The following is a 26,099-nucleotide window of genomic DNA, read 5'->3' as shown; positions in this document are numbered from 1 at the left end:
GGGGTCGCGGCGGACCGAAAGTGTCGGGGGGTCGGCCTAGAGTCGGCGGCATGTTCAGCAACCGCGTTGCGCAGCGGCTTCCGGGGCCGGCATGACCGCGATCGTCCGGGCCGGTGCGGCGGGTCTGCGGGTGCTGCACGGGCTGGTCGGGCGCGATGGTGGGCTGAGCCTCTGGGCGGAGGACGGGGTGGTCGCCGGGGCTCCCGCCGGGCGCGGCGCCGCGCCGCCACATCCGTTCGCGGTGAGAGCCGGCGAGCTGCCCGCCGGGGAGGCTCGGGGCGAGGCGACACTGGTGCTGCCGTCGACCGGGGCCGGGCCGCTGCCGTCCCCCTGTCTGGGGCTGCCGGAGCGGCGGGGCACACCACGGGCCCGGGCCTGGCGGGTTCCGGCGGTGAGCGTGCCGTTCGTCGATGTCGACGTGATCGCCGAGTTCGAGGGGCGGGCCGCGCCGTCGGCCGGGTGGCTGGTCGAGTTGTGCGGGTTCGCGGCCGGGCTGGTCCGGCGCGGGCGAGTGCTGCCCGGCGTGCTGATCGACGGTCCACGGCCGGTGGCGCTGTGGCGACCGGTGGTGACCGGCAGTGACGCGGTCCGGTTCGCGGCAATGCGCGACCGGATGCCGGCGGCCTGCCGGGCCGAGCAGCCCGCCGCCGGTGTGGAGCCGGGCGCCGACGAGGTGATGACGGCCGCTCTCGGCCGGCTCGTCGACGGGCTGGTGCGGACCCGGCTGGCCGAGGCCCGGGTGACACTCGCCGACTACGGGTGGCTGGCCGCGCTGACCGGCGACCCGGAGTTCGACGCCGCGCCGGCGCTCGCCGACACCCTGGCCGGGCGGCTCGGGGCCTGGTTCGAGCAGGCGGCCAGTGGCGCCGAGGTGCGGGTGTGCTTCCGGCTCAGCGATCCACGCGAGCACGAGCCGGTGATGCCCGCCGAGGTGCCCCTGCCGGAGGACACGTGGCGGCTGGAGTTCCTGCTGCAGGCGGTCGACGAGCCGAGCGTGCTGGTTCCGGCGGCCGACGTGTGGCGCGACCGGTCGGCGCCACTGCGCCGCTGGACCTCGCATCCCCAGGAGCGGCTGCTCGCCGGGCTGGGCCGGGCCGCGCGGCTCTATCCCGACCTGGCCGACGCTCTGCACGGTGCCCATCCGGGGCAGATGCTGCTCGACACCGAGGGCGCACACCGGTTCCTCAGTCACGCCGCGCTGCTGGAGGAGGGCGGCTACGGCGTGCTGCTGCCCGCCTGGTGGCGACGACGGCCCAGCCTGGGGCTGTCGCTCGAGGTCCGCGGGCGTGACCCGGTGTCACACGTGCTCCGCGACCGGGCGGTCGGGCTGCGTGAGCTCGTCGACTACCAGTGGGCGCTGGCGCTCGGCGGGCGCACCCTCACCGAGGACGATCTGACCGACCTGGCCCGGGCCAAGGTGCCACTGGTGCGGCTGCGTGGGCGGTGGGTGTTCCTCGATCCGGAGCGGCTCGCCGCCGGGCTGGCGTTCCTGCGGCGTGGTGGTGGGCGGATGACCGCCGGCGACGCGTTGCGCATGGTGCGGCTGCTGCCGCCTGAGGAGCTGCCACTCCCGGTGACCGATGCCCGGGGCGAGGGCTGGCTGGCCGACCTGCTCAGTGGGCGGCTCGACCAGCGGCTGGAGTTGCTGCCGCCTCCGGCCGGGTTCGAGGGGGTGCTCCGGCCGTACCAGATGAGGGGTTTCTCCTGGTTGGCCTTCCTCGACTCGCTGGGGCTCGGTGCGTGTCTGGCCGACGACATGGGCCTGGGCAAGACCGTGCAGCTTCTCGCGCTGCTGCTGCACCACCGGGCGGGGCCGGCGCTGCTGGTCTGCCCGCTCTCGGTGCTGGGCAACTGGCAGCGCGAGGCGGGGCGGTTCGCGCCGTCCCTGCGGGTGCGGGTGCTGCACGGCGCCGACCGGGAGGATCCGGCGGTTCTCGCCGCCGGGGCCGACGTGGTGCTCACCACCTATGCGACAGCGGTGCGTGACGCCGACGCGCTGGCCGCGATCTCGTGGGATCGGGTGGTGCTCGACGAGGCGCAGCACATCAAGAACAGTGGTGGCGCCGCCGCGCGGGCGGTCCGGCGGTTCCCAGCGCGTAACCGGATCGCGCTGACCGGCACCCCCGTGGAGAACAGATTGGCCGAGCTGTGGTCGATCCTCGATTTCGTCAATCCGGGGATCCTGGCGTCGGCGCACACGTTCCGGGCGCGGTTCGCGGTGCCCATCGAGCGATACGCCGAGGAGGACGCGGCGGCCCGGTTGCGCCAGGCGACCCGGCCGTTCCTGCTGCGACGGACCAAGGCCGACCACGGCATCGCCGGTGAGCTGCCCACGAAACGGCACGTCCGACACCTGTGCGGGATGACGCTGGAGCAGGTCAGCCTCTACCGGGCGGTCCTCGACGACCTGCTCGAACGCCTCGCCGAACCGGGCGAGAAATGGCGCAAGGGCCTGGTGCTGGCGGCCATGACCAAACTCAAACAGGCCTGCGTGCATCCGGCGCTGCTGCTCAAGGACGCTTCACCACTGCCCGGTCGATCCGGCAAGATCGACCGCCTGGAGGAGATCGTCGATCATGCGCTCGGCGCCGGGGAGAGCGTGTTGTGCTTCACGCAGTTCGCCCGGTTCGGCGGGATGCTCACGCCGCATCTGACCGCCCGGTTCGGGGTGCCGGTCTCGTTCCTGCACGGCGGCACACCGCGCGGCGCCCGGGACCGCATGGTCGCCGACTTCCAGAAGGCGGAGCGGCCAGGGGTGTTCGTGCTGTCGCTGAAAGCCGGGGGCACCGGGATCAACCTGACCGCCGCCAACCATGTGGTGCACATCGACCGCTGGTGGAACCCGGCCACCGAGAGTCAGGCGTCCGACCGCGCCTTCCGCATCGGGCAGCGCCGAGACGTGCACATTCACACCCTGGTCTGCCTCGGCACCCTCGAGGAGCGCATCGACCGTGTGCTCACCGACAAGGGCGTCCTCGCCGAGCGGGTCGTCGGCTCCGGTGAGGGCTGGCTCAGCGCCCTCTCCGCGGGGGAGATCCGAGACCTGTTCGCGCTCGCACCGGAGGCCATCGTTGACTGACTTCGCGCCGGCGTTCCTGGGCATGTTCGAGTCCCTGCGGATGGGGCCGACCTTCGCACGCGGCCGCCGTGACGAACGGGCCGGGCATGTTCGGAGCCTCACCGTCTCCGGCAGTCTCGTCGTCGCCCTGGTCCGCGGGCCGGACGATCCGAGCGCCTTCCGGGCACGGATCGCGGTGCGGGCGTTCGGTGCCTCCGAGTGGGCCCGGGTGGAGAAGACACTGGTCAGCGAAGCGCGATATGTCGCCGACCTGCTCGACGGGCGGATGCCGACCGGTATCGAGGCGGTGTTCGCGGGTGCCGGGCTCGGCCTGTTGCCGTTGTCGCTCGAAGAGGTCGCCATGGACTGCACGTGCGAGCGGTGGCCGATGCCGTGCACCCATCTGGCGGCCACCTGTTATGCCCTGGCCAGAGCATTCGAGAGCGACCCGTTCGAGGTGTTCACCTGGCGGGGGCGGCCACGTGACGAGCTGCTGATGCGCCTGCGTCGCCTGCGGGAGGCCTCGGCTGCCGACGCCTCCCGCGGCGAGGGCGCCGATACGTCCCGGGGAGCTGGTGCGGAGAGGGCGTGGGGCGGGAGTTCCGGTGCCGGTGAAGCCGCGGATGCCCCCGGCGCGACCGTGGGCGGTGAGGGGACGGCTTCGGGCCATCCGGTGCCGGCGGCCGACCCGGCCACGTTCTGGGGAGAGGTCGCCTGGGCGGAAGCGCCGGGTGCGTTTCCGCGTGCGGCCGCGGGGCATCACGACCCTTCGAAAGGTGGAGCAGGGGCCGGAAGTTCGGCGACTCAGGCTTCGGCGGGTGAAGGGGGCGGCGGGAGTTCGGCGTCTCACGCCGCTTCGGCGGGTGTTACCGCGAGCCCGGGTTTTCTTGACGCGGGGTCGGCGCGCGGGCGAATGCTCCGGCCGGATGCGTTACTCGACCAGCTTGATGCACCGGGGCTGACGCATGCGGGTCAGCCGGTCATCGAAGTGCTGCGGGTGGCGTATCTGGCTCTGCCTGATGCCTCGGACGCCGACTGACGGCTTACTTCGACGCTTTTCGGCTTGCGCTCGGTCCTTGCGCCTCGGTCCTTACGCGTCGCGCCTTACGCGTCGCGCCTTGCGCGTCGGTCCCCTTGCGCGTCGCGCCTTGCGCGTCGGTCCCCTTGCGCGTCGATTTCGGCCGTCGCGCCTTGCGCGTCGAATTCGGCCGTCGCAGCTTGCGTATCGGGTCCGCGCCTTGCGCCTTGCGTATCGGGTCCGCGCCTTGCGCCTTGCGCGGCGGGTTCGCGCCTTACGCCATGCGCGTCGGTTCAGCCGCCGAACCTTGCCCCGCGCACGCCGGGCTCACGCCTCGCACCTTGCACGCCGGGCTCACGCCTCGCACCTTGCACGCCGGGCTCACGCCTCACGCCATGCGCGTCGGTTCGGCCCTCGAACCCTGCCCCGCGCACACCGGGCCCACGCCTCGCATCCTCCACGTGGGGTTCACGCCTCACGCCTTGCGCGTGGGTTCGGCCGTCGAACCCTGCCCCGTGCACACCAGGTTCGCGCCTTACGCCTTGCGCGACGGGCTTCTTCGTCGGGCCCTACGCCGTGCACGCCGAATTCGGGCCTCGTACCTTGCGCATCAGGTTCGGCCGTCGGACCTTGCGCCTTGCGCGAAGCCGCACCGCGGAAAGCGGGAAAGATCGGGCCGCGACAGGTGCGGAACGGGGCGGTGCCGGCGCACAGCGGGCGCGCGGGCCCGAGCGGCGTTAGTGTGCGTTCATGGAGGGTGCCGGTGGGGCGTGGTGCGATGGTGCCGTGCTCCGGTTCCGGTATGCCGATCCGGGGCGCCGGCTGGCCGGGGTTCGGTTGTGGTCCTCGGCGGTCAAGGGTGACCTGGCCTTTCGGGACGATCTCGGGGTGTGGGAGCTGTGCTGTGCACGGCCGCCGTTGTGGCGGCTTGACTATCACCTGGAGCTGATCGGTCCGCGCGGTGAGCGCCGCCGCACGGTGGAGGCGGAGTTGTGCTGCCCCGATTACACGGAGCCGGACTGGTTGTCGGCTCCGGCTGCGGCGGGCACCTGGCGCCGGATGCCGCTGCCCGGTCTGACCGCCCGAGTCTGGTCCCCGCACGCGGACACCGACCGGATTCTGGTCGCCCACGACGGTCCCGAATACGACGGTCGCGGCCGGCTCGGTGACTACACCGCGGCAGTGATCGGATCGGGACGTGTCCGGCCGTACCACCTGGTGCTTCTGCCGCCGATCGGGAATACCGGAAGCCACCCGCGAAGGGCGCGGCAAGACGAGGCCGGGATTGCCGGAAGCCACCCGCGAAGGGCGCGGCAAGACGAGGCCGGGATTGCCGGAAGCCACCCGCGGAGGGTGTGGGAAGACCAGATCGGGAATACCGGAAGCCACCCCCAGACGACGCGGCAAGACGAGACCGGGATCGCCGGAAGCCACCCGCAGACCGCACGGCAAGGCCAGGTCAGGAAGACCGGAAGCCGCCCGCGGACGGTGCGGCAAGGCGGACGCGAGCGGATCTTCGCCGCCGACCCGGGATACGCGCGGTTTCTGGCGTGGGAACTGCTACCGCGGATCAGGGCGCGGCTGGGCGGCGGCCCGGTGGTCGGCGCCGGGGTCAGTCTCGGTGCGCTGGCGATGTTGCACGCGCAATGGCGATTTCCGGTGTCGTTCGCCGGGCTGTTCCTGCAATCGGGAAGCTATTTCCAGGCACGGCTCGACGGGCAGGAGGCCGGTTTCCGGCTGTTTCGGCGGATCGTCCGGTTCACCGGTCTGATGCGGCATGTCCGGGACGGGCCGGCGATTCCGGTGTCGCTGACGTGCGGCTCGGCCGAGGAGAACCTGGCGAACAACCGGGACATGGCGGATGCGCTGCGAAAACAAGGGTATGCCGTGGACTTCGCGGAGAACCCGGACGCGCACACGTGGACCGGGTGGCGGGATGCGTTGCATCCGCATCTGACCGGCCTGCTGCGACGGGTGTGGATCTAGGGGAGGCGATGTGGCCGACGTCGAGCACACCATCGGCATGCTGCTGGGCACCGAGGACGACTGGCCGCGCGCCTATGAGGCGTTGCTGCGGCGGCTCGGGGTGGTCTCCGGGGCGGACGGGAGAAGTCATCGGGCCCGTCCGGTCCGGGTGACGATCGAGCCGTTCAATCTGCGCGACACCCCCCGGCACGACCTGGTCATCGACCGTCTGGCGTACTGGTACTACCACCCGCGCGAGTGGCTGAAGAAGGTCGCGTTGATGGACGACGTGTACCTGTTGAACAGTCCGTTCACGTTCCAGTCGATGGAGAAACACGCGGCCTATTGTGCGATGATGCGGCTCGGCCTGAAAGTGCCGGAGACGGTTCTGGTGCCGTTCAAGAATCCGCTGGAGAATTCTCGCTGGGCATATACCGCGGAGCGCTACAACCGCCCGTTCGATCTGGAGGCGACGGCCGCCGCGATCGGTTATCCGCTGTGGATGAAACCGTATGACGGTGGCGCCTGGGTGGGCGTTTCGAAGATCCGGAATCCGGCCGAACTGCACGCCGCCTATGACGCGTCGGGTGAGCGGCTGATGCATCTGCAGGCGTCGGTGGAGGGCTATGACGTGTTCGCCCGCAGCCTGAGCATCGGGCCGGAGACGATGGTGATGAAGTTCCGCCCGGAGCAGCCGATGCACGCCCGCTACGAGGTGGACCACAATTTCCTGTCGGCCGAGGCGGGCGACGAGGTGGTCACGATCTCCCGGCTGGTGAACGCGTTCTTCCGATGGGAGTTCAATTCCTGCGAGTCACTCGTGCGCGCCGACGACGTACACCCGATCGATTATGCGAACGCGTGCCCGGACGTGTCGCTGACGTCGTTGCACTACTATTTCCCGTGGGCGATGACGGCGCTCCTGCGGTGGACGGTGTTCTGCGTCGTGACCGATCGTCGGCCCCGGCTGGACATGGACACCGCGGCATATTTCGCGGTGGCCGACTCCGATCGCTCGTATGGCGAGAAGCTGTCGGAATACCGAAAGCTGGCCGACGACTACTTCGAGATCGAGAGGTACCGGGAGTTCTGCGAGAAGAGCCTGGGCAATGTGGACGAAATCGTCTACGACTGGGTCTCCTCGGAGGAGTTCCGGTCATTGCTCCGCGAAACGGTCCGCGCCCACTACCCGGTGCACGAGCACGAGAAGTTCCTGGCGCACTTCGGCGGGCTGATCGACGCCTGGATCCGGGACCAGGGGCGTTGACGCCGCAACACGTACGCAATCAATATGTGTCCATGCATCTCTGGGAGCGCTCCCGCAACATAGCCGCAATCACTGTGCTGCTGATCGCCGGCGCCGCGGCGCCGGCCCAGGCCGAAGAAGTCGAACAGGTCGTCAACGGCGGTTTCGACAACGGCACGGACCCCTTCTGGACCAACGCCGGCATGACGATCGGCCTGACCGACGGCCGCGCGTGCGTCGACGTGCCGGGTGGCACGGTGAACCGCTGGGACGCCGCGGTCGGCCAGAACGACATCGACCTGGTCGCCGGTGAGACGTACCGGTTCAGCTTCGACGCGAGCGGTGACGCCGGACATGTGGTCCGTGCCATCACCGGCCTCTCGGTCAGCCCCTACGACACCTATTTCGAGCAGTCGCCGATCCTCGGCGACTGGCAGCACTACGAGTGGACCTTCACCGCCAACGCGAGCACCAGCCAGGGCCAGGTCGCCTTCCAGGTCGGCGGCAGCCCGGACCCGTGGCGCTTCTGCGTCGACAACGTGTCGCTGGTCGGCGGCGTGCCGCCGGAGGTCTACGAGCCGGACACCGGCCCGCGCGTGCGGGTCAACCAGGTCGCCTACCTGCCCGACGGCCCGAAGGTCGCCACCCTGGTCACCGACTCGACGACGGCCTTGCCGTGGGAGCTGCGCGGCAGCACCGGCCGCGTCCTGGCCCATGGCACGTCGACCCCGCGCGGCGTCGACGCCTCCTCCGGCCAGAACGTCCACACCATCGACTTCGGTAGATTCAAGAAGAAGGCGAGCGGCCTCACCCTGGTTGCCGACGGCGAGGTCTCCCGGCCGTTCGACATCGATTCGCATGGGTACGACCAGCTGCGCGTCGACGCTCTGAAGATGTACTACACCCAGCGCAGCGGCATCGAGATCAGCGACACCCTGCGGCCCGGATACGCCCGCCCGGCGGGACACGTCGACGTGGCCCCCAACGCCGGTGACGGTGCGGTTCCGTGCCAGCCCGGCGTCTGCGACTACACCCTGGACGTGCGCGGCGGCTGGTACGACGCCGGCGACCACGGCAAGTACGTCGTCAACGGCGGCATCTCGGTGTGGGAACTGCTCGCCGAATACGAGCACAACCGCGGTTCCCGCAAGCTCGACCTGGACATCCCGGAGAGCGGCAACCGGGTGCCGGACATCCTCGACGAGGCCCGCTGGGAGCTGGAGTTCCTGCTCAGCATGCAGGTCCCGGCCGGAAAGGCGAACGCCGGACTGGTCCACCACAAGATCCACGACCAAGCGTGGACCGGCCTGCCGCTGCTGCCGCACCTCGACCCGCAGCCGCGTGAGCTGCACCCGGTCTCCACCGCCGCGACCCTCAACCTGGCGGCCACCGCGGCCCAGGCGGCGCGGATCTACGGAAAGTACGACAGGGCGTTCGCGGCCCGGGCCCTGAAAGCGGCCCGCACCGCCTACACCGCGGCCAAGGCCCACCCGGACCTGCTCGCCCCGGAGTCCGACGGGGTCGGCGGTGGCGCGTACAACGACAGCAAGGTCAGCGACGACTTCTACTGGGCGGCGGCCGAGCTCTACCTGACCACCGGCGAGAAGAAGTACGCGGCCGACATCCTGGCCAGCCCGGAGCACACCGCCGACGTGTTCGGCCAGGTGGCGTTCGACTGGGCGGTCACCGCGGCGGCCGCGAAGATCGACCTGGCGCTGGTCCCGAACCGGCTGCCCGGCCTGACCAAGGTCAAGTGGCAGGTCATCAAGGGCGCCGACAAGTACCTGGCGATCCAGCAGCAGCACCCGTACGGCGTCGCCTACGCCCCGGCGAACAACGTCTGGGACTGGGGCTCCAGCAGTGTCATCGCCAACAACCTGGTGGTGATCGCCGCCGCGCACCGCCTCACCGGAAAGGACCGCTACCGGACCGGCCTACTCACCGGCCTGGACTACCTGTTCGGCCGCAACGCGCTGAACATCTCCTACGTGACCGGGTACGGCGAGGTCGCCTCGCAGAACCAGCACAGCCGCTGGTACGCCGCACAGCTCGACCCGGCACTGCCGCACCCGCCGGCCGGCACCCTGGCCGGTGGCCCGAACTCGTCGATCCAGGACCCGGTCGCGCAGGCGAAGCTGAAGGGCTGCACCGGCCAGTTCTGCTACATCGACGACATCGGCTCGTGGGCCACCAACGAGCTGACCATCAACTGGAACGCCGCTCTCGCCCACGTGATCGGCTACGCGGTCGAACTCGACTGACATCTGTCACACCGTGACGGGTCCCTCCCGCCCTAGGCTCGATCCCGAGGGCATCCCGAGGGCAAGGAGGGACCCGTTGCGCGCTCTACGTTTCGCCACCACCCTGTACCGTCGTCGACTCGACATCGCCTACCACGGCTACGTCCACGGCGACCCGATGTCCCGGCTGCATCTGGCGCCCGGCCGCCACGACCCGTACGCGATCTACGAGGGCCTGCGTGCCCAGGGCGACCTGGTGCCGACCCGCCTCGGTAACTTCGTCACGGTCAGCCATCAGGTGTGCAACGCCGTCCTGCGCGACCGCCGGTTCGGGGTGATGGCGTCGGCGACGACCGGTCCGGCCGCTCCCGGCCAGCAGGTCGACATGTCGTTCCTGGACCGTGACCCACCCGACCACACCCGGCTGCGTCGCCTGGCCCAGCCGTCGTTCAGTCCACGCCAGATCACCGGGTTCCGCCCGCAGGTCGAGCAGACCGTCGACAAGCTGCTCGGCGCGGCCGCCGAGCGGGGCACGTTCGATCTGGTCAGCGGCTTCTCGGCGCCGCTGCCGATCGCGGTGATCAGCGATCTGCTCGGCATCCCGGACAGTGACGCCGCCGGGTTCGCCAGGCACGGCGCGGCCATCGGCAGCGCGCTCGACGGCATCCGCTCGCTGCGCCACGCCGCCCGGCTGCAGACCGCGAAGACCGAGCTCGACGCGGTGTTCATCAGGCTGATCGCGGCCCGGCGGGCGGCGGTGGAGTCCGGGGCCGCGCCCGTCGACGACGTCATCGGCCGGATCCTGGCCACCGAGGGCGACCAGATCTCGGCCCACGAGATCCTGCCGATGCTGCGGTTGCTGCTGGTCGCCGGGTTCGAGACGACCGTCAACCTGATCGGCAACGCGGTCAACGCGCTGCTCGACCACCCGGAGCAGTGGGAGGCGCTGTGCGCGGACCCAGCCGGGCTGGCCGGTCCGGCGGTCGAGGAGACACTGCGCTGGGATCCGCCCGTGCAGCGGACCGGGCGGTGCGCCCGGGAGGATCTGGAACTGGCCGGGCAGCGGGTCCGGGCCGGGCAGTTCGTGGTGACGCTGATCGGCGCGGCCGGCCGGGACCCGGCGGTGTTCACCGATCCCGACCGGTTCGACATCCATCGCACCCCGGAGGCCGACCACCTGGCGTTCTCCAGCGGCATCCACTACTGCGTGGGCGCGCCGCTGGCCCGGCTGGAGGCGACGGTCGCCCTCCAGCGGCTGGCCGAGCGGATGCCGGGCCTGCGCCGCGCGGGCACGGTACGCCGCCGCAGCTCGGGCCTGATCCGGGGCCCGATCCACTTCCCGGTCCAGGTCAGCGCGGTGCCGACCCGGACGCGGTGAGACGGCTCAGGACGCTGTGACCGTCACCCGCCCACCCGCCAGCCCGGGCACGCGTTCGTCGAGGGCAAGCCGAGCAGCCCGGTCAGCCCGGTGAGCCGCAGCTGCCGGTGCACGAACTCGCTGGGGTTGCGCACCACGAACCGGGTGCCCTGGTCGAGAGCCGACCGGTGACCGCCGACGAGCAGCCCGATCCCGGTCGAGTCCATGAACGTGACGAGCGTCAGGTCCACGATCATCAGCCGGGGCCGGTCCCGGTGCAGGGCGTCGAGCATCGCCACCCGCAGTCCGCTCACGGTCGATGCGTCCAGGCTTCCCCGCACGTCCACCACGGTCGCCCCGTCGGCCTGCCGTCGTGCCGTCATCGCGGCCCCGCCCATAACCCCGCCTCCGCCCCGGCGAACCGAGCATCCGCCCGGATCACACCCTCCCGTGCGGCGGCCCCCGAGTAGCGGACACGGGGTACGCGCCGAGCGCCGCAAACGGACGGATCGCGCTCCGGCGCACCGCTCGACCGGTGGGCGGGTAGCCGTACCGCATCCGTCTGGTGATGGGCGGAAATCGCAAGTGGAGGGACGGGTTTCGGCGCATCGCGCCGATCATCTTGCGTGGCCGTGGGGGCCGGGGAGACGGTGGCTGGGAGATTCCTGGGAGGAGAGCCGATGGCTGGACGGGGCATCTTCGCGGTACGAGACGTGCGCTCGCTGATCTCGGAGACATCCGAGGAGGGCACGCAGCTGAAACGGGCGGTCGGGGCGACCCAACTGACCGCCATGGGGGTCGGCGCGATCATCGGCACCGGTATCTTCGTGGTCATCGGCAAGGGCTCGTCGCTGGCCGGACCGGCGGTGATCCTGTCGTTCGTGCTGGCCGCGGTGGCCTGCGCGTTCTCGGCGCTGTCCTACGCCGAGCTGGCGTCGTCGATCCCGGTGTCCGGCAGCGCCTACACCTACGCCTACGCGACGCTCGGTGAGCTCGTCGCGTGGATCATCGGCTGGGACCTGATCCTGGAGTACGGGGTGTCGGTCGCCGCCATCGCGGTCGGCTGGGGTGGCAACCTGAACGCGTTCCTGGACGCGACGTTCGGGTATGCGCTGCCGGATGCGATCTCGGCCGCCCCCGAAGAGGGTGGCGTGTTCAACCTGCCGGCCGTTTTCATCGTTCTGGCGATCACGTTGCTGCTGGTCCGTGGCGTGACCGAGAGCGTCCGGGCCAATCTGATCATGGTCGCGATCAAGCTCGCCGTGCTGGTGTTCTTCATCGTCGTCGCGTTCGTCAACTTCAGCACCGACAACTTCACCCCGTTCGCGCCGGAGGGTGTCGACGGGGTGACCGCGGCCGCGGCGATCATCTTCTTCGCGTACATCGGGTTCGACGCCGTCTCCACCGGCAGCGAGGAGGCCCGCAACCCGGCCAAGGACCTGCCGATGGCGATCCTCGGCTCGCTGCTGATCTGCACGGTGTTCTACGTGCTGACCGTGGTCGGCGCGATCGGCATCGCCAGCCCCGCGCAGATGGCCGAGTCGGACGCCCCGCTCGCCGCCGCCCTCGACCAGGGCGCCGGGCTGAACTGGGCGGCCGCGATCCTGGCCCTCGGGGCGGTCGTCGCGATCACCAGCGTGGTCCTGGTGATCTTCTACGGGCAGACCCGGATCTTCTTCGCGATGTGCCGCGACGGCTTGCTGCCGCGCCGCCTCGCCACCGTCAATCAGCGGTACGGGACACCCGCGCGCCTGACCATCGGGCTCGGGGTGCTGATCGCGATCCTGGCGGCGCTGGTCCCCCTGGGCACCATCGTGGAACTGGTCAACATCGGGACGTTGTTCGCGTTCGTGCTGGTCAACATCGGGGTGATCGTGTTGCGCCGGACCCGCCCGGACATGCCCCGGCCGTATCGTGTGCCGTGGTCTCCGGTCCTGCCGCTGCTCGGCATCGCGTTCGCCATCTACCTGATGACCGACCTGCCCTGGGACACCTGGCTGCGGTTCGTGGCGTGGCTGGCGGTCGGCCTGGTGATCTACTTCGCCTACGGCTACCGCAACTCCCGGCTCCGCACCGCCCCCGTTTCGCCGGTGCCCGCCGCGGCGACCGAGGCCGCCTCCCCCGCCGGGACCGCACCGTCGACCGGGGCCGCACCGTCGACCGGGGCCGCGCCGTCGACCGGGGCCGCATCGTCGACCGGGGCCGCGTCCGCTCCCGGGCCGGCGGAGACGTCTGCGCCTTCCGCTCCGCCGGAGACGCCGCCGACCGCTCCCCCGCGACCCGACGACGACGGGAGGAGATCATGACGGCCGCCGGGGCGGTGATCGTCGGCGTCGACGGCGGCCCCTCGTCCGCCGACGCGCTCGCCCTGGGTCACTGGGCCTCCACCACGTTGGACGCCCCCCTGGTGGTGGCCGCCGTACATCCGGCGCCGTCGGCGATCGGCTCGGGCCGGGTCGACGCTGAATGGATCAGCGACCGCCGGGCCGCCGCCGAGCGTGCCCTCGACGAGGCCCGCGCCCTGCAGCCGCTGAACGCCGAATACCGGGTGATCGCCTCCAGTTCAGCCGCCCACGGCCTGCACGACCTGGCCGAACAGTTGACCGCGGCCCTGATCGTGGTCGGCTCGGCGGCGGCCGCACCGAACTCCCGCACCTTCGCCGGCAGCACTGCCGGGCGCCTCCTCGCCGGCAGTGTCTGCCCGGTGGCGGTGGCCCCGGCCGGGATGCCCACCCCACCGGGAACCCTCGGCCGGATCGGCGTCGCCTATGTGGACACCCCCGACGGCCGGGCCGCCCTGGCCACCGCGGCCCGGCTGGCCGGCCGCACCGGAACCCCGTTACGACTCGTCACGGTGGTGACGCGGGGTGACGCGGCCCGCCCGTTCCTGCTGGGCGAGGACGCCGAGCGGGCCTTCCTGGACACCGCCCGGGAGTCCTACGAGGAGGCGCTGCGCAAGGCCGCCGAATCGGTCCCCGACGTCACCGTGGAGTGGGAGCTGCGCTCCGGCGACGTGGTCGAGTCCCTGGCCGAACTGGACGACGTCGACGTGCTGTTCTGCGGTTCCCGAGGCTACGGCCCGGCCCGCCGGGTCCTGCTCGGCGGCGTCTCGGCCCGCCTGCTGCACCGAGCCCGCCGCCCGGTCGTGGTCGTACCCCGCGCCCCCTGAAGCCTTACGCCCGGCTCCCCCGCTTCCACGCGGCCCGCATCTCCCGGTATCCGTCGTGCACGAATCGCGGCGCGTCCTTGGCCGGGTCGTCGTGCACCGATGCGAACGGCAGACCGAACTGTCCGATCCGGGACACCCCCCAGGCCCAGCGCGGCACCCCACCGGCCCAGACCCGCACGATCCACCCACCACTCGAGACGAGGTCGATGTCCTCCACGTCGAACCAGTAGAACCGGAACGTGCGCAGCGGATTGACGAGCTGAACGTGGTCGTCGTGCAGCACCACCCGGACCAGAGCGATCCGTAGGAGAAACGCTCCGAGCAGCGCGAATCCGGTCATCGCAGCGATCAACCCGGCCGGCACCGGTCCCGGGTCGGCGGCGGTCAGGAACGCCAGGGCGGCGAGCAGCGGCAGACAGATCAGCACGCCGCCCGAAACCGAGAAGAAGAGCAGGCCGGCGAGGGACCGAAGCACGCGGGGACGGCTCATGTCGATGAATTTAGCGGGGTAGCTGTGCCGCGCACCACCGTGCGACTCTGCATTCATCGGGGGAGCAGCCGACCATGGGAGGCCATGTGACGTTCAGAGTTGACCCGGAGGCCCTCGATCAGGCGGCCGCGCTGCTCGATCGAAATCGCAACGTGATCCCGGACATTCAGCGATACATCACGAAGCATCTCAGCAAAGGTACTGCTGACCAACTCGGCGGTCAGGGTCTACTCGCGTACTTCAGTTACAACCACGACGAACAGATCGAACGCGCGGACCACCGCCTGCACTGGGTCAACGGCGTATGGCAGAGCGGAGCAGTCAATCTCGGCGTTTCCGCTGCGACCTATCGCTCCATCGAGAAACAGAATGCCGCCGAACTCGACGCCGCGATTCGGATCCCCGTCCTCCTACAGAGACCGGCGCTCGACCCGGATCCAGCTCATTGGGATCACCACTTCGCACCGGCGGCCGGATTCGACGACGTGGCCGATCCCACCCGCGCGGTGGCGTCACCGCCGGACGAGCCAACCGACAGCCTGGAACCGAAAGCTGCCGAGGTGGCTCAGTGGGTCGGCAAGGTCAACGACACAGTGAGCCTCAACTGGTGGCTGCGATTCGCGATCAAGGAGGTATACGGCCGAGATCCGGTCAAAGAGGCCCTCGACTGGCTCGCCGGAGACTGGACGGTGTTCGCGCGATACGCGGTCGCTTGGAAACACGTCGCGTTCTCGGTGGCCGCCATGACCGACAACATCGCGCACACCGACGACGCGCTGGCAGCGACCTGGGACGGTAACGCCGCCACTCTGGGCCTGACATGGATGCAGCACTTGCACGATGCGATGACGGTGGAGACCGAGTTTTACGACAAGTTCCTGTACGGCACGTGTGAGGGTTACATCGAGATCGCCTATTACGGCTACGAGAACCTGAATTATCTCGTCGGCGAGCTGATCGACCTCCTGCTTGAGGCGGCTCTCGCCATCATGGGACTCGTCACCGACGGGCTGAGCACGATCGCCGCTGCGGTCATCGCCCTCTGCGACGCGATCCTGTTCATCGTCGACTTCTTCCGGCAGATATACCACGCCGGCAAGATCCTGACCGCGATCGCCGGTCTACCCGAGGAGCCACCGCTGGTGGTCGCTGACCTGTTGCTGGCAGACCCGGACCCTCTCGGCCGGAATTGCATCTCCGTCCCGGCGTCGAAGTGAGGCCGATATGAACGCAGATGATTTCCCTGTCCCGCCGATCGATCGCGAAGCCATTTCCCGGATACGCGCTGAACTCCGACGTCACATCCGTGACGCGCCGCCGGCCACCGACGCGATCGTCCGAGAGATGCAGGAGAACATTCTCAATGGCGCTCGGGGCCGGGACCTGTTGCAGATCGAGGCCTACCGCGAGCACTTCGCAGCGCACGGTGACAGGGTTATCCAGCGTTTCCGCCGGCTCCGCGAAGACTTCGACAGGGAGCGTGGGCGTACGACCGAGGAGGACTGTTAGTCAGGCCCGGTGGCGACCGATGTGGTCGGCGTCGTCGGCGGGGGCCACCGCCGACGTCGGGGCGGCGGCGGCTCGTTCGTCCCAGGGGGAGATGGCCGGTGGGCGGCTTCCGGGTGAGGACAGTTCGCCCAGCGGGACGTAGACGCGGGCGTCGACGGCCTCGGCCAGCAGCAGGGCCGCGACCAGGGCGGTCGGCCGTTCCGACGGGTCGCGGGCCAGGCAGCGGGAGCACAGGTCGAGCACCTCGGTCGGCAGGAAATCCAGGTGCGGGAGGGGCTCCGGGTCGGCGAAGCGTTGCGCCATCACCATCTCGGTGTGGGTGCGCGCCGACCACGGCAACCGTCCGGCCAGGCAGTGGTAGAGCAGCGTGCCGAGGGCGAACATGTCGGCGGCCGGGGTGGCCGGGTGGCCGTCGAAGCGTTCCGGGGCGATGTAGGCGGGGGTGCCCATGACCGGGCCGTCCGGGTCGACCTCGGGGGTGCCGACGACGGCCGCGATGCCGAAGTCGAGGACCTTCGCGCCGGACGGGGTGAGCATGATGTTCGCCGGTTTGATGTCACGGTGCACCACGTTCTCGGCGTGGGCGGCGGCGAGCGCGGCGGCCACCTCGGCGCAGATCCGCACTCCGATGCGCCAGTCGATCGGGCCTCCGGCGAGATGTTCGCTCAGGGTCTGCCCTTCGACGAGTTCCATCACGATGTACGGCACATCGCGCTCCGCCCCGGGCGAGGTCCCGAAATCGTGCACCCCGGCGACGTTGGGGTGGGCGAGCCGGGCGGCGGAGCGGGCTTCGGCACGGACGAGCGCGACCCCGGTCTCCCCGAGGGTGCCCTCCACCGCCGGATGCATGATCTTGACGGCGACCGGCCGGTCGAGGACCCGGTCGTGCCCGCGCCACACCTCCGACATGCCGCCCAGGCCGATCCGGTTGACCAGCCGGTACCGGCCGCCCAGTGTCCGCATCCGCACCCCCTGTAGCAATGTTTCAAGGGCTGCCGTTACCCGAGCCGGCCAGGCACAAAACTAAAGAGATGGCGGAGCCCGTCACCTTGTGGGTGATTGACTCCGCCATTCGACAGTGCGGCCGTTTTTCGCGCCCACCTGACGTCGCCGACGACGTTAGGTCATCACCCCGGGAGGCCAGAGACCGACCCCCACCTGGGGTGATCACGCTCTCAACTGATCATCGTGTGCCCGCGGACGATCACGCTGAGTCAGAACAATTCGGTACGCAGATCGTGCGCCCCATCCGGCCGGGTGGCCTCGTAGTACAGCCGCTGCCGTCCGTCGGGAAGCGCGACGAGACTGAGGTAGCGCAGCCCGTGCGGCTCGTGCGGGCTGCCGACCGGCTCCCGTTCCTCGGCGGTGAACTCGCCGAACGTGCCGTCGGCCAGCCGCACGCCGTGCGCGACGCCGGTGCGCTCCTCCCAGTTCTCCCCGGCGGTGGCCCGGCCGTCGTAGGAGGCGACGATCCGGTCACCGTCGACGACGACCGACGAGACGCGTACGCCCCGGGCGTCCCATGCGCCGGGCCGGCCGCGCAGCGCGGTCCGCACCCATGTCCAGTGCACGCCGTCGGGGCTGGTGGCGTACTCGGTGGTCATCCGGTCGGCGTCGTCCCAGGACTCGAGCGGATGCACCGACGCCCACAGGTGCCAGCCGTGGCCGTCGTGGTGCAGCACCGGGTCCTTGACGCCGGCGGTCTCGTCGCCGGCCAGCACGGTGCGCGGCTCGGCGTCGGTCAGGCCCTCCGGGGTGTCGGCTTCGAGCAGGTCGACCCGCCAGTGTTTGGTGCCGGGGGTGGCGGCGCTGACGTAGAGCCGCCACCGCCCCTCGGCGGTGCGGACCAGCGCGGGCCGTTCGAGCGACTCGGCGCCGAACCGGTCCTTGGTGATCTCGGCGACCACGGTGAAGGTGAGTCCGTCGGCTGAGCGGGCCACCACGTTGGCGATGCCCCGGCCGGCGCCGATCGGGAGCCGCAGCCGGTACGCCAGATAGACGTACCCGTCAGCGTGGACCGTGCTGGGGGCGCCGGACCAGGCGCCCGGCTCGGATCCGGGCGGCTCGACCACCACCGTGGCGTCTTCCCAGCCGGGCAGTGGCAGAGCGGTGGTTCCGATGGTCAACGCGGCTCCCCTGGTAGTCGGCGACGAATCCGTCAAGCTTGCATCATCTATCGAGATAGTGGGGTTTAGGCGACTCGGGCGTGTCGGTCCAGACTGAGCCAGTCGTCGTACCGTTCGCCGGTGACATCCTGCAACAGGGCGATGTCGTCGGCGAAGTAGGGCAGCAGCGCGGCGCGTTCCTCGGGCGTGGTGACCGGCCGGTTCCCCTTGGTGCGGTGCAGCAGGGTGAGCAGTGGGCCGCGGGCGGCCAGGCGCAGCGGGACCGGGAACCGATGGCCGAAGTCACCGCCGGCCCGCAGCAGGCTCCGCAGCACCCGGTTGACCCCGTTGTCCTCGACGTAGTGCCGGTTCACGTTCTCCCTGGGGATGGCGGTCAGGATGCCGGTGCGCACACCGAGGAAGGAGCAGACCCGGTCCAGGGTCTCGGCCGGGTTGTCCTTGAGGTCGCGGTAGCGCAGCAGGAGCACCTGATCACGGGAGAACCGCTGGTAGAGGTGCTGGAGCTGCCGCCCGTAGAGGCCGAGGCCGATGTAGTGCCAGAAGTCGGCCCAGTGCCGCGCCTTACGCGCCTCCTCGGCGTGGCAGGCGGCCAGGAAGTCGGCCTCCTCCTCGAGACCGGCCACCCACAGGTGGGTCCAGTTGGAGTGGGCGCGGTCGACCGGGTCACGGAGCAGGATGACCAGCTTCACGTCCGGAATGAGCGCCTGGATGCGGTCGTGGGCCGTCAGATCGTACAGATAGAAGGGTGTCGCCTCGCCCTTGAGGGTTTTCGGCGGCGCCGCGGCGAACAGCTTCTCGTAGTCCGGTCGGCGCCAGATGTGCTCCTGGTAGGTCTGCACGTCGCCGGGGCCGCCGATGGTGGGCGGCGGGCCGTCGGAGAGGAAGAACTTGGGCTCCTTGACCGGCGACAGGTAGAGGTCGGGGTGGCCGGTCAGGGCGGCGTGCAGGGCGGTGGTCCCGGCTTTGGGCACACCGGCGATCAGGAAGTCGGGAAGAGACATGCGGATCCCCCTCGGCTGAAATGACACTTAGCCTACAGATAAACTAGGATTTCGCAGCCCCCGGCCCCGGTGGCGGACGCCTCGTTGGGCCATGATGCCCGCTACCGGCCGCGCGTACGCCCGAAAAAAGCGAACCGTCCGGTAACCGACGACCCGGACCCGACGGGGCGGCCGATCACGGCGTCGGCCGATCCGGCAGCCTCCGGACGATTACCGGCCGCCTGAACGGCCGAGGCCGATCAACCGCCGCCACCACGGCGCCGCCGAGCGGAACCGCCGGCAGCCGGCACCTGGACAAAGGGCACATTCAGTGCCGGATCGGTAGTGCTCGTGCGCCCGGTACGGGTGCCCACAGACGCAGAGTCCGGTTTCAGTCGCCATCACTCCACCAACGGTCCACAGCGACGCAGGCCACGCGCTTCCAACGAGATCGATGCTAACCCTCACCGACTGCAACTACACCTTCACCGCAGCCGGACCGCCTCAAACACGTTCCGTGAGTGTCGTATGCCGGCTCGTAGAAATCGCCACCGAACCGACTTGTCCGGATTTAAGGAACTTCTCCGATTTTCGGATATTCGTCGTAGACGTTCCTTCTCGCCCTTCCAAGTCCACCGGTGTCCACTACTAACAGTGAGATCTGGCAGGAACCCTCACGATGTCGGCAGCGTTACTAGCTGGTACTTAACGTCACTGTGACCCTCATGGCCCCGTCGGACTGTTGACGCTGCGTAATCCGTTGCTAGGTTGATCACTCGAAGCGAGCGGCCGTGCAAACCGCCCGTCGCAACGGTCGTATTGCCGCCCCCGGAAGGGACCGACATGGAGTTCTCGCACGTGACCCCGAACACTGATAGTGACCGACTGCAATCACCGACCGTAAGCGTCGTCATTCCTACGTTGAACGAGGAGCGGAACCTCCCCCACGTGTTCGCCAAGCTCCCGCCGATGATCACCGAGGTGGTCGTCGTCGACGGCGGTTCCAAGGACCGCACCGTCGAGGTGGCGCGGCAGCTCCGGCCGGACGCGGTGATCGTTCAGCAGACCCGCACCGGCAAAGGCAACGCGCTGGCCTGCGGCTTCGCGGCCTGCACGGGCGACATCATCGTGATGATCGACGCCGACGGCTCGACCGACCCGGCCGAGATTCCGCTCTTCGTCGAGAAGCTGATCCGCGGCGACCACTTCGTGAAGGGCTCCCGGTTCAGCCACGGCGGTCACAGCCACGACATCACCCGGCTCCGCAAGCTCGGCAACGACGGGCTCAACCTGGTGGTGAACATCCTGTTCCGGACGCACTTCACCGACCTCTGCTACGGCTACAACGCCTTCTGGCGCTCGGTCGTGCCGGCCCTGGACCTGCCGGACGTCCAGCTGCCCCGCCCGGTCGGCGGCCGCAAGCTGTGGGGCGACGGCTTCGAGATCGAGACGATGATCAACATCCGGGCGGTCGCCGAGAAGCTCAATGTCGGCGAGGTCGGCAGCATCGAGCACGAGCGGATCTTCGGGCAGAGCAACCTCAACACCTTCAAGGACGGCTTCCGCGTGCTGCGGACCATCCTCAGCGAGTACGGCCGGATGCACCGCCGTCGCCGTGGCGGCCTGCGCCCCTTCGTGGAGAGCCTGCGCCTGCCGGCCAAGCCGCAGCTGCGCACCGCCACTCCCCGGCACGCCGCCGACCCCCGCCGCGAGGCCGCACCCCTCAACCGGGCCGCCCGGTCACGAGTTCCGCTCGACGACTGACGACCCGCGACGAGCCACACAGGAGCCCTCCCCCGTGAACCCCGTGAACCACACCCCCCTCGCCACGACGATCGTGATCCCGACCTACTCCGAGGTGCGTTGGGAATACCTGAACCGGGTGCTCGCCTCGGCCCGGTCACAGACCCACACGCCCGCTGAGATCGTCGTGGTCGTCGACCACAACCCGGCGATGTTCGAGCGGATCAAACGCGAGCTGCCCGGCATCACGGTGCTGCAGAACGCGTACGCCCAGGGCGTCTCCGGTAACCGGAACACCGGCGCCTTCCACGCCCGGACACCGCTGATCGCGTTCCTGGACGACGACATCATCGCCGACCAGAACTGGCTGGCCCGCCAGATCGAGCCGTTCACCGACCCGGCCGTGGTCGGCACCGGTGGCGCGATCCGGCCCGCTTGGGAGGGCCGGGCCCCGCGCTGGATGCCGGCCGAGTTCCTGTGGGCGGTCGGCGGGTCGTACAAGGGCATGCCGACGCGGACCTCGCCGATCCGCAACGTCTGGTCGGCGAACATGATCGTCCGCAAGGACGCCTTCGAGCGGGCCGGTGGTTTCCGGGTCGGCTTCGGCAAGCTCGGCTCCCGTAACCGGCCCGAGGACACCGACCTGTGCCTGCGGATGAGCCAGGTCAGCGGGGGCCGCTGGATGTACGTGCCGGCCGCGGTCATCCAGCACGAGGTGCCCGCCGAACGGGCGAGCTTCCGGTTCTTCGTGCGCCGCTGCTACGCCGAGGGCCGCGGCAAGGTGCAGATGGCCGGCCTGCACGAGAACGACGCCCTGGGCGCCGAGAAGAACTACCTGTGGTCGCTGCCCCGGGCGATGTTCCGGCACCTGGCCGCCGGCCTCTCGGGCCGCGGCTCGGACCACTTCCTGCGCGCCGGCGGTGTGGTCGCCGGCGTCGCCGCCGCCGGTGTCGGTGGCGTCGTCGAAACCGTCAGCTCCAGGCGGCCCGGCCGCCGTACCCCGGTGGAGGCCACCCCGTGACCGCGACGTTCCCGGCCACTCCGCGGCTCGACGACACCGGTGTGCTGCCGGCCGTCGTCCTCGATCTGGAGATCTCCGAGCCACTGCCGTCGGTCGCCGCGACCGCACCGGACGGCCGCCGGGTGCAGCAGGCCTGGGCACTGGTCCGGCTGTTCACCGAGCCGCTCGGCACGATGCTGGTCGACGTGCCGGAACAGGGTCTCACCCCGGTCGCGCTGGCCGCCGCGATCGACGCGGCGCTCGGCGACGTGCTGCGGCCCCGTCTCGACGGTCCGGTGCCGGTCACCGGGATCGTCCCGGCGACCGAACCGGCCTTCCTGGCCGGCCGGCGCGCGGCCCTCGCCACGGCACCCGACATCACCGTGGTGATCTGCACCCGGGAGCGGCCCGGTGCGCTGGCCCGCTGCCTGGACAGCCTGCTCGGCCAGGTCTACATGCCGGCCCGGATCCTGGTCGTCGACAACGCCCCGGCCACCGAGGCGACCGCCGAGGTGGTCCGGTCGGCGGCTCGTCGTGGCCCGATCGAGTACCTGCGGGAGCCGAAGGCCGGCCTGTCGTTCGCCCGCAACGCGGCCGAGGCGGCGACCCGCGGCGAGATCGTCGCCTGGCTCGACGACGACGAGCTGGCCGACCGGTACTGGCTGGCCGAGGTGGCCCGCGCACTGGTCGACAACCCGGACGCCGACGTGGTGTCCGGCGTGATCGTGCCGGCCGAGCTGGAGACCCGGGCGCAGGTCTGGTTCGAGCAGTTCGGCGGGCACAGCAAGGGCCGCGGCTTCACCCCGGCCACCTTCGGGCCGCACACCGCGCACCTGCAGAGCCCGCTCTACCCGCTGCCGCCGTTCGGCACCGGCGCGAACATGACGTTCCGGCCCGGCGTGATCGAGCGGATCGGTGGCTGGGACAACGCGCTCGGCGCCGGCACGCCGGCCATGGGCTCGGAGGACACCCTCGCGTTCACCCAGGTGCTGCTGGCCGGCGGGACGATCGTCTACCAGCCGACCGCGGTGACCCACCACTACCACCGGCGTGACTTCGAGGGCCTGCACAAGCAGATGGTCGGGTACGGCACCGGGCTGACCGCCGCGTACACCGGGCTGCTGCTCGGACGGCCGGGACTGCTGTGGCCGTTGATCCGGCTGGCCCCGACCGCGCTGCGGGATCTCACCGGAGCGGACAGCCTGCGGGTGTCGACTCTCCAGGACGATTTCCCACGTGAGCTGCTCACGGCCAACCGGCGGGGGATGATGGCCGGACCGGGTGCGTACCTGCGAGGACGCCGCGCGGCCCGGGCGAAGCTGCGCGCTGCCCGCTGACCGACAACCCGATTCTGGAGGGTCTTTCCATGGGGGACCACCCGACGCCCGACGTGGACGGGGCGCCGGAGGCGGAGCAGGAAGCGCCGGGTGACGAGACGGTCGCCCTGAAGACCACCGACGACACGGTGATCCTCCGCCTGCCCGACGCGCCGAAGAGCAGCACCGCGACGAAGGTCAACGCCCTGACCACGGTGCGCAAACAGGCCGAGAGCGAGACCGCCGGGGACCAGCCGGCCGCGCGTAGCGTGTACGACCTGGGCTGGGCGCCGTGGGTGCTGGCGGTGTCCAGCTTCGGCGTGGTGCTGGTCGCCCTGGCCTACGCGGGCGGCCGGCACGAGGCCGGCTGGGCGATGGCCGTCTACTGGATCGGCCAGGTCATCGTCTTCTCCCCGGTGGTGTTCCGGCTGCTGAGCCGGCTGGCCGGGGTGGCCGAGTCGTTCGTGCTGGTGATGGGGCTGGCCGCGAACCAGTACATGCTCAAGTGGATGTACAGCCCGGATCAGTTCCGGTTCCCCGACGAGCTCCAGCACTGGCTGGCCACCACCCTGATCACCGAGTCCGGCGACCTGTTCCGGCCGAACAACGCGCTGCCACCGGCCGTGCACTTCCCCGGGCTGGCCGAGATGGGCGCCGGGTTGTCGCTGCTCACCGGGCTCCCGGTGACCGCGGCCGGGACGATCGTGGCCGGGATCGCGCACCTGATCTTCGTGGGCCTGCTGTTCGCGGCCGTGCTGCGGGCCGGCAACTCCCCGGCGATGGCCGGGGTCGCCTGCGTGACCTACGCGACGGCCATGCACTACCTGTTCTTCAATTCGATGTTCCTGTACGCGACCGCCGCCCTGCCCTACTTCATGCTCACCGTCTGGGCACACCGCCGCTGGCGGACCGGCGGCGGCCACAAGTTCCTGGCCCTGGTCGTGGCCGGCATCCTGATGACCACGGTCAGCCACCATGTGACGGCGTTCGCGCTGGTCGCGACGTTGCTGCTGTTGGCGGTGACGGAGCTGGTCCTGGATCGGCCGCGCCCGTGGGCCACGCTGATCGCACCGGCCGTCGCCCTCGCGGTGGTGTGCGCCTGGATCGGGCTGGTGGCCCGGGACGTCCTCGCGTACCTGGAGTCCCCGGCCCGACGGCTGGCCGACGCGCTGAGCCAGATCTTCGGCGGCGCCGCGAGTGAGCAGACCGGTACGGCGAGCGCGGTGCCGCTGGGGCAGCTGGCCGTACAGGGGCTGGGTCTGCTGGGTCTGTTCGTGCTGTTCCTGGCGGTGGCCCGGGACATGATCGTGCGCAAGGACCGGGACAGCTGGCGGTGGGCGGCGCTGGTCGGCGGGGCGGTGTTCTTCGCCGGTAACGGGGCCCGGTTCCTCGGCTCGGGTGGGCCGGAGATCGCCGGGCGGCTGTCGACGTTCACCTACATCCCGATGTCGATCATCGCGGCGATCGCGATCGTGCACGCGGTACGGATCATCCCGGACAAGGACGAGAGCGGCCGGCGCTGGCGATCGGTGCCGCCGCCGGGGGTCGCGGTCACCACCGGGCGGCGTCTGGCCAACCAGGTGTACATCGGTACGACGCTGATCACGTTGCTCATGGTGGGCGCCCGGACCGGTGGCTGGCCGCCGGTGTCGGCGCTGGTGCCGGGTCCGTATCTGCCGGCCTCCTACGAGCGGTCGGTGGACGCCTACGGGGTGGACGCGGCGCACTGGCAGGCCCGGAACCTGCCGCACTCCTCGCGGGTCGGCGGCGACCTCACCGCGGTGGCGCTGTCCTCGACGTACGGCCGGATCGACCCGGTCCGCGAGGTCGGCCCGCTGTACTGGGCGTCGTGGTGGACCGAGGGCGAGGAGCAGTTCGCCCGTCAACTGGCGCTCGGCTACCTGGTCGTGGACCGGCGGCTGAGCGACCGGATCCCGGCCGACAACGCGTACTTCCAGGACGACCCGATGGCCGGCCGGATCACGACACCGCTCAGCGAGTCCCAGCTGGGCAAGTTCGACCTGATCCCGGAGATGTCGCGGATCTACGACAACGGCACCGTGCGGATCTACCGTTTGGAGGACTCGTGAACCCGGTACGTGCCGGTGTGCTGGCCGGCCTGACCGTGCTGGCGTCGGTCGCCGTCGAGTTCGGCCCGCTCCCGCTGTCGCTGCCGGGTGGGCTGCTGCTCGCGATCGTGCTGCCCGGGTACGCGCTGAACGAGGCGATCTTCCGGCCCGGGCGGCGCGACATCGGGGTGGTCGAGCGGGCGGTGCTGGTGCCGTCGCTGAGTCTGGCCGTGCTGGTGCTCGGCGGCCTGGTGCTGTGGGGCGCCGGCGGGCACCTGAACCGGACCAGCTGGACCCTGGTGTGCGCGGTGAGCACGCTGATCGCGACCGGGGCCGCCTACTACCGGACGCTGCGGGCGGCGACACCGGAGACCGGGCCCGGGCCGGTGCGGGCCGCGCGGGCCGGGATTCAGGACCGCCTGATCCGGGACGTGCTGCCGCTGGTCCTGGCGGTGCTGCTGGTGGCCGGGGCGGGCGTCTGGTCGTACGCCGACTCGGTCGACACCTACGACGTCACGGTGAGCACCCTGTCGGCCCAGCCGCCCGGCCCGATCGACGCCGACGGCAACCGGCCGGTCCAGGTGGCGGCGACCGGGCTGGCCGCGGGCGAGTGGACGCTGGTGCTCAGCGACCCGGCGGGTGTCGAGGTGAGCCGGCAGGACGTGGCCCCGGACGGCACGGGTGGCTGGTCCGGCCAGGTCAGCGTGCCGGGCGACGAGCGGGTCACGATGAACCTTTTCCGAGGTCAAGAGGCGGCTGCGTTCCGTACGCTGATCATCTCGGAAGTTCCGTAGGACCGCAGACCTGGAGTCG

The 26,099-nt window shown here is 70.5% G+C and carries 20 protein-coding genes; 15 read left to right on the top strand and 5 right to left on the bottom strand.

Annotated features, from left to right (window positions below; genetic code table 11):
• Positions 1–91 precede the first annotated feature (91 nt).
• The 6 genes from Q0Z83_RS04660 to Q0Z83_RS04635 all read left to right on the top strand — a co-directional run bounded on the left by Q0Z83_RS04660 (position 92) and on the right by Q0Z83_RS04635 (position 10,905).
• Positions 92–3,079, top strand: coding sequence for a DEAD/DEAH box helicase (locus tag Q0Z83_RS04660; protein WP_317792534.1), 2,988 nt, complete (start codon positions 92–94; stop codon positions 3,077–3,079).
• Positions 3,072–4,097 carry an SWIM zinc finger family protein gene (locus Q0Z83_RS04655; protein WP_317792533.1) on the top strand — a complete coding sequence of 342 codons (1,026 nt, stop codon included), beginning with the start codon at positions 3,072–3,074 and terminating at the stop codon, positions 4,095–4,097. The genes Q0Z83_RS04660 and Q0Z83_RS04655 overlap by 8 nt, the downstream gene beginning before the upstream one ends.
• 1,038 nt (positions 4,098–5,135) lie before the next feature.
• Positions 5,136–6,062 (top strand): alpha/beta hydrolase, encoded by a 927-nt coding sequence (locus Q0Z83_RS04650; protein ID WP_317792532.1) that lies wholly within the window; start codon positions 5,136–5,138, stop codon positions 6,060–6,062.
• Between the two features lie 10 nt (positions 6,063–6,072).
• Positions 6,073–7,308, top strand: coding sequence for an ATP-grasp domain-containing protein (locus Q0Z83_RS04645; RefSeq protein WP_317792531.1), 1,236 nt, complete (start codon positions 6,073–6,075; stop codon positions 7,306–7,308).
• A gap of 32 nt (positions 7,309–7,340) precedes the next feature.
• Positions 7,341–9,548: a glycoside hydrolase family 9 protein gene (locus Q0Z83_RS04640; RefSeq protein WP_317792530.1), complete on the top strand. Its 2,208-nt coding sequence runs from the start codon at positions 7,341–7,343 to the stop codon at positions 9,546–9,548.
• Positions 9,549–9,624: 76 nt separating this feature from the next.
• On the top strand, positions 9,625–10,905 hold the full coding sequence (locus tag Q0Z83_RS04635) for a cytochrome P450 (protein ID WP_317792529.1): 1,281 nt from the start codon (positions 9,625–9,627) through the stop codon (positions 10,903–10,905).
• 23 nt (positions 10,906–10,928) lie between these two features.
• Here the strand turns inward: Q0Z83_RS04635 and Q0Z83_RS04630 are convergent, their stop codons facing one another.
• Positions 10,929–11,267 carry an STAS domain-containing protein gene (locus tag Q0Z83_RS04630; protein ID WP_317792528.1) on the bottom strand — a complete coding sequence of 113 codons (339 nt, stop codon included), beginning with the start codon at positions 11,265–11,267 and terminating at the stop codon, positions 10,929–10,931.
• A gap of 297 nt (positions 11,268–11,564) precedes the next feature.
• Between Q0Z83_RS04630 and Q0Z83_RS04625 the strand changes: the two genes are divergently transcribed.
• Positions 11,565–13,190: an amino acid permease gene (locus Q0Z83_RS04625; protein WP_317792527.1), complete on the top strand. Its 1,626-nt coding sequence runs from the start codon at positions 11,565–11,567 to the stop codon at positions 13,188–13,190.
• Positions 13,187–14,053, top strand: coding sequence for a universal stress protein (locus tag Q0Z83_RS04620; protein WP_317792526.1), 867 nt, complete (start codon positions 13,187–13,189; stop codon positions 14,051–14,053). Before Q0Z83_RS04625 ends, Q0Z83_RS04620 begins: the two co-directional genes overlap by 4 nt.
• 4 nt (positions 14,054–14,057) lie before the next feature.
• Here Q0Z83_RS04620 and Q0Z83_RS04615 read toward each other — a convergent pair whose 3' ends face one another.
• Positions 14,058–14,543, bottom strand: a complete 486-nt coding sequence (locus Q0Z83_RS04615) for a hypothetical protein (RefSeq protein WP_317792525.1) — start codon at positions 14,541–14,543, stop codon at positions 14,058–14,060.
• 86 nt (positions 14,544–14,629) lie between these two features.
• Here Q0Z83_RS04615 and Q0Z83_RS04610 point away from each other — a divergent pair, with 86 nt between their 5' ends.
• Together Q0Z83_RS04610 and Q0Z83_RS04605 are read left to right on the top strand one after the other, a co-directional pair.
• Positions 14,630–15,760, top strand: a complete 1,131-nt coding sequence (locus Q0Z83_RS04610) for a hypothetical protein (RefSeq protein ID WP_317792524.1) — start codon at positions 14,630–14,632, stop codon at positions 15,758–15,760.
• Positions 15,761–15,767: 7 nt separating this feature from the next.
• Positions 15,768–16,052, top strand: coding sequence for a hypothetical protein (locus Q0Z83_RS04605; protein ID WP_317792523.1), 285 nt, complete (start codon positions 15,768–15,770; stop codon positions 16,050–16,052).
• Here the strand turns inward: Q0Z83_RS04605 and Q0Z83_RS04600 are convergent, their stop codons facing one another.
• The 3 genes from Q0Z83_RS04600 to Q0Z83_RS04590 all read right to left on the bottom strand — a co-directional run bounded on the left by Q0Z83_RS04600 (position 16,053) and on the right by Q0Z83_RS04590 (position 19,179).
• Complete coding sequence (locus Q0Z83_RS04600) at positions 16,053–17,015, bottom strand: serine/threonine-protein kinase (protein ID WP_317792522.1); 963 nt, start codon at positions 17,013–17,015, stop codon at positions 16,053–16,055.
• A gap of 251 nt (positions 17,016–17,266) precedes the next feature.
• The gene (locus Q0Z83_RS04595; protein ID WP_317792521.1) at positions 17,267–18,178 is read right to left on the bottom strand and encodes a glycoside hydrolase family protein; all 912 of its coding nucleotides are present in this window, start codon (positions 18,176–18,178) and stop codon (positions 17,267–17,269) included.
• Positions 18,179–18,243: 65 nt separating this feature from the next.
• Positions 18,244–19,179, bottom strand: a complete 936-nt coding sequence (locus Q0Z83_RS04590; protein WP_317792520.1) for a sulfotransferase family protein — start codon at positions 19,177–19,179, stop codon at positions 18,244–18,246.
• A gap of 927 nt (positions 19,180–20,106) precedes the next feature.
• Here Q0Z83_RS04590 and Q0Z83_RS04585 point away from each other — a divergent pair.
• The 5 genes from Q0Z83_RS04585 to Q0Z83_RS04565 are packed head-to-tail and all read left to right on the top strand — an operon-like array spanning position 20,107 to position 26,080.
• Entirely contained in the window at positions 20,107–20,922 is an 816-nt protein-coding gene (locus Q0Z83_RS04585; RefSeq protein ID WP_378078932.1) for a glycosyltransferase family 2 protein, read from the top strand.
• 43 nt (positions 20,923–20,965) lie between these two features.
• Positions 20,966–21,922, top strand: a complete 957-nt coding sequence (locus Q0Z83_RS04580; RefSeq protein WP_317792518.1) for a glycosyltransferase family 2 protein — start codon at positions 20,966–20,968, stop codon at positions 21,920–21,922.
• Positions 21,919–23,238 carry a glycosyltransferase family 2 protein gene (locus tag Q0Z83_RS04575; protein ID WP_317792517.1) on the top strand — a complete coding sequence of 440 codons (1,320 nt, stop codon included), beginning with the start codon at positions 21,919–21,921 and terminating at the stop codon, positions 23,236–23,238. Before Q0Z83_RS04580 ends, Q0Z83_RS04575 begins: the two co-directional genes overlap by 4 nt.
• Before the next feature lie 29 nt (positions 23,239–23,267).
• On the top strand, positions 23,268–25,307 hold the full coding sequence (locus Q0Z83_RS04570; protein ID WP_317792516.1) for a hypothetical protein: 2,040 nt from the start codon (positions 23,268–23,270) through the stop codon (positions 25,305–25,307).
• Positions 25,304–26,080, top strand: coding sequence for a DUF1616 domain-containing protein (locus tag Q0Z83_RS04565; RefSeq protein WP_317792515.1), 777 nt, complete (start codon positions 25,304–25,306; stop codon positions 26,078–26,080). The genes Q0Z83_RS04570 and Q0Z83_RS04565 overlap by 4 nt, the downstream gene beginning before the upstream one ends.
• Positions 26,081–26,099 lie beyond the last annotated feature (19 nt).

It is taken from the genome of Actinoplanes sichuanensis (genome assembly GCF_033097365.1).
GTDB lineage: Bacteria > Actinomycetota > Actinomycetes > Mycobacteriales > Micromonosporaceae > Actinoplanes > Actinoplanes sichuanensis.
This window is presented reverse-complemented; position numbering and strand designations above follow the sequence as displayed.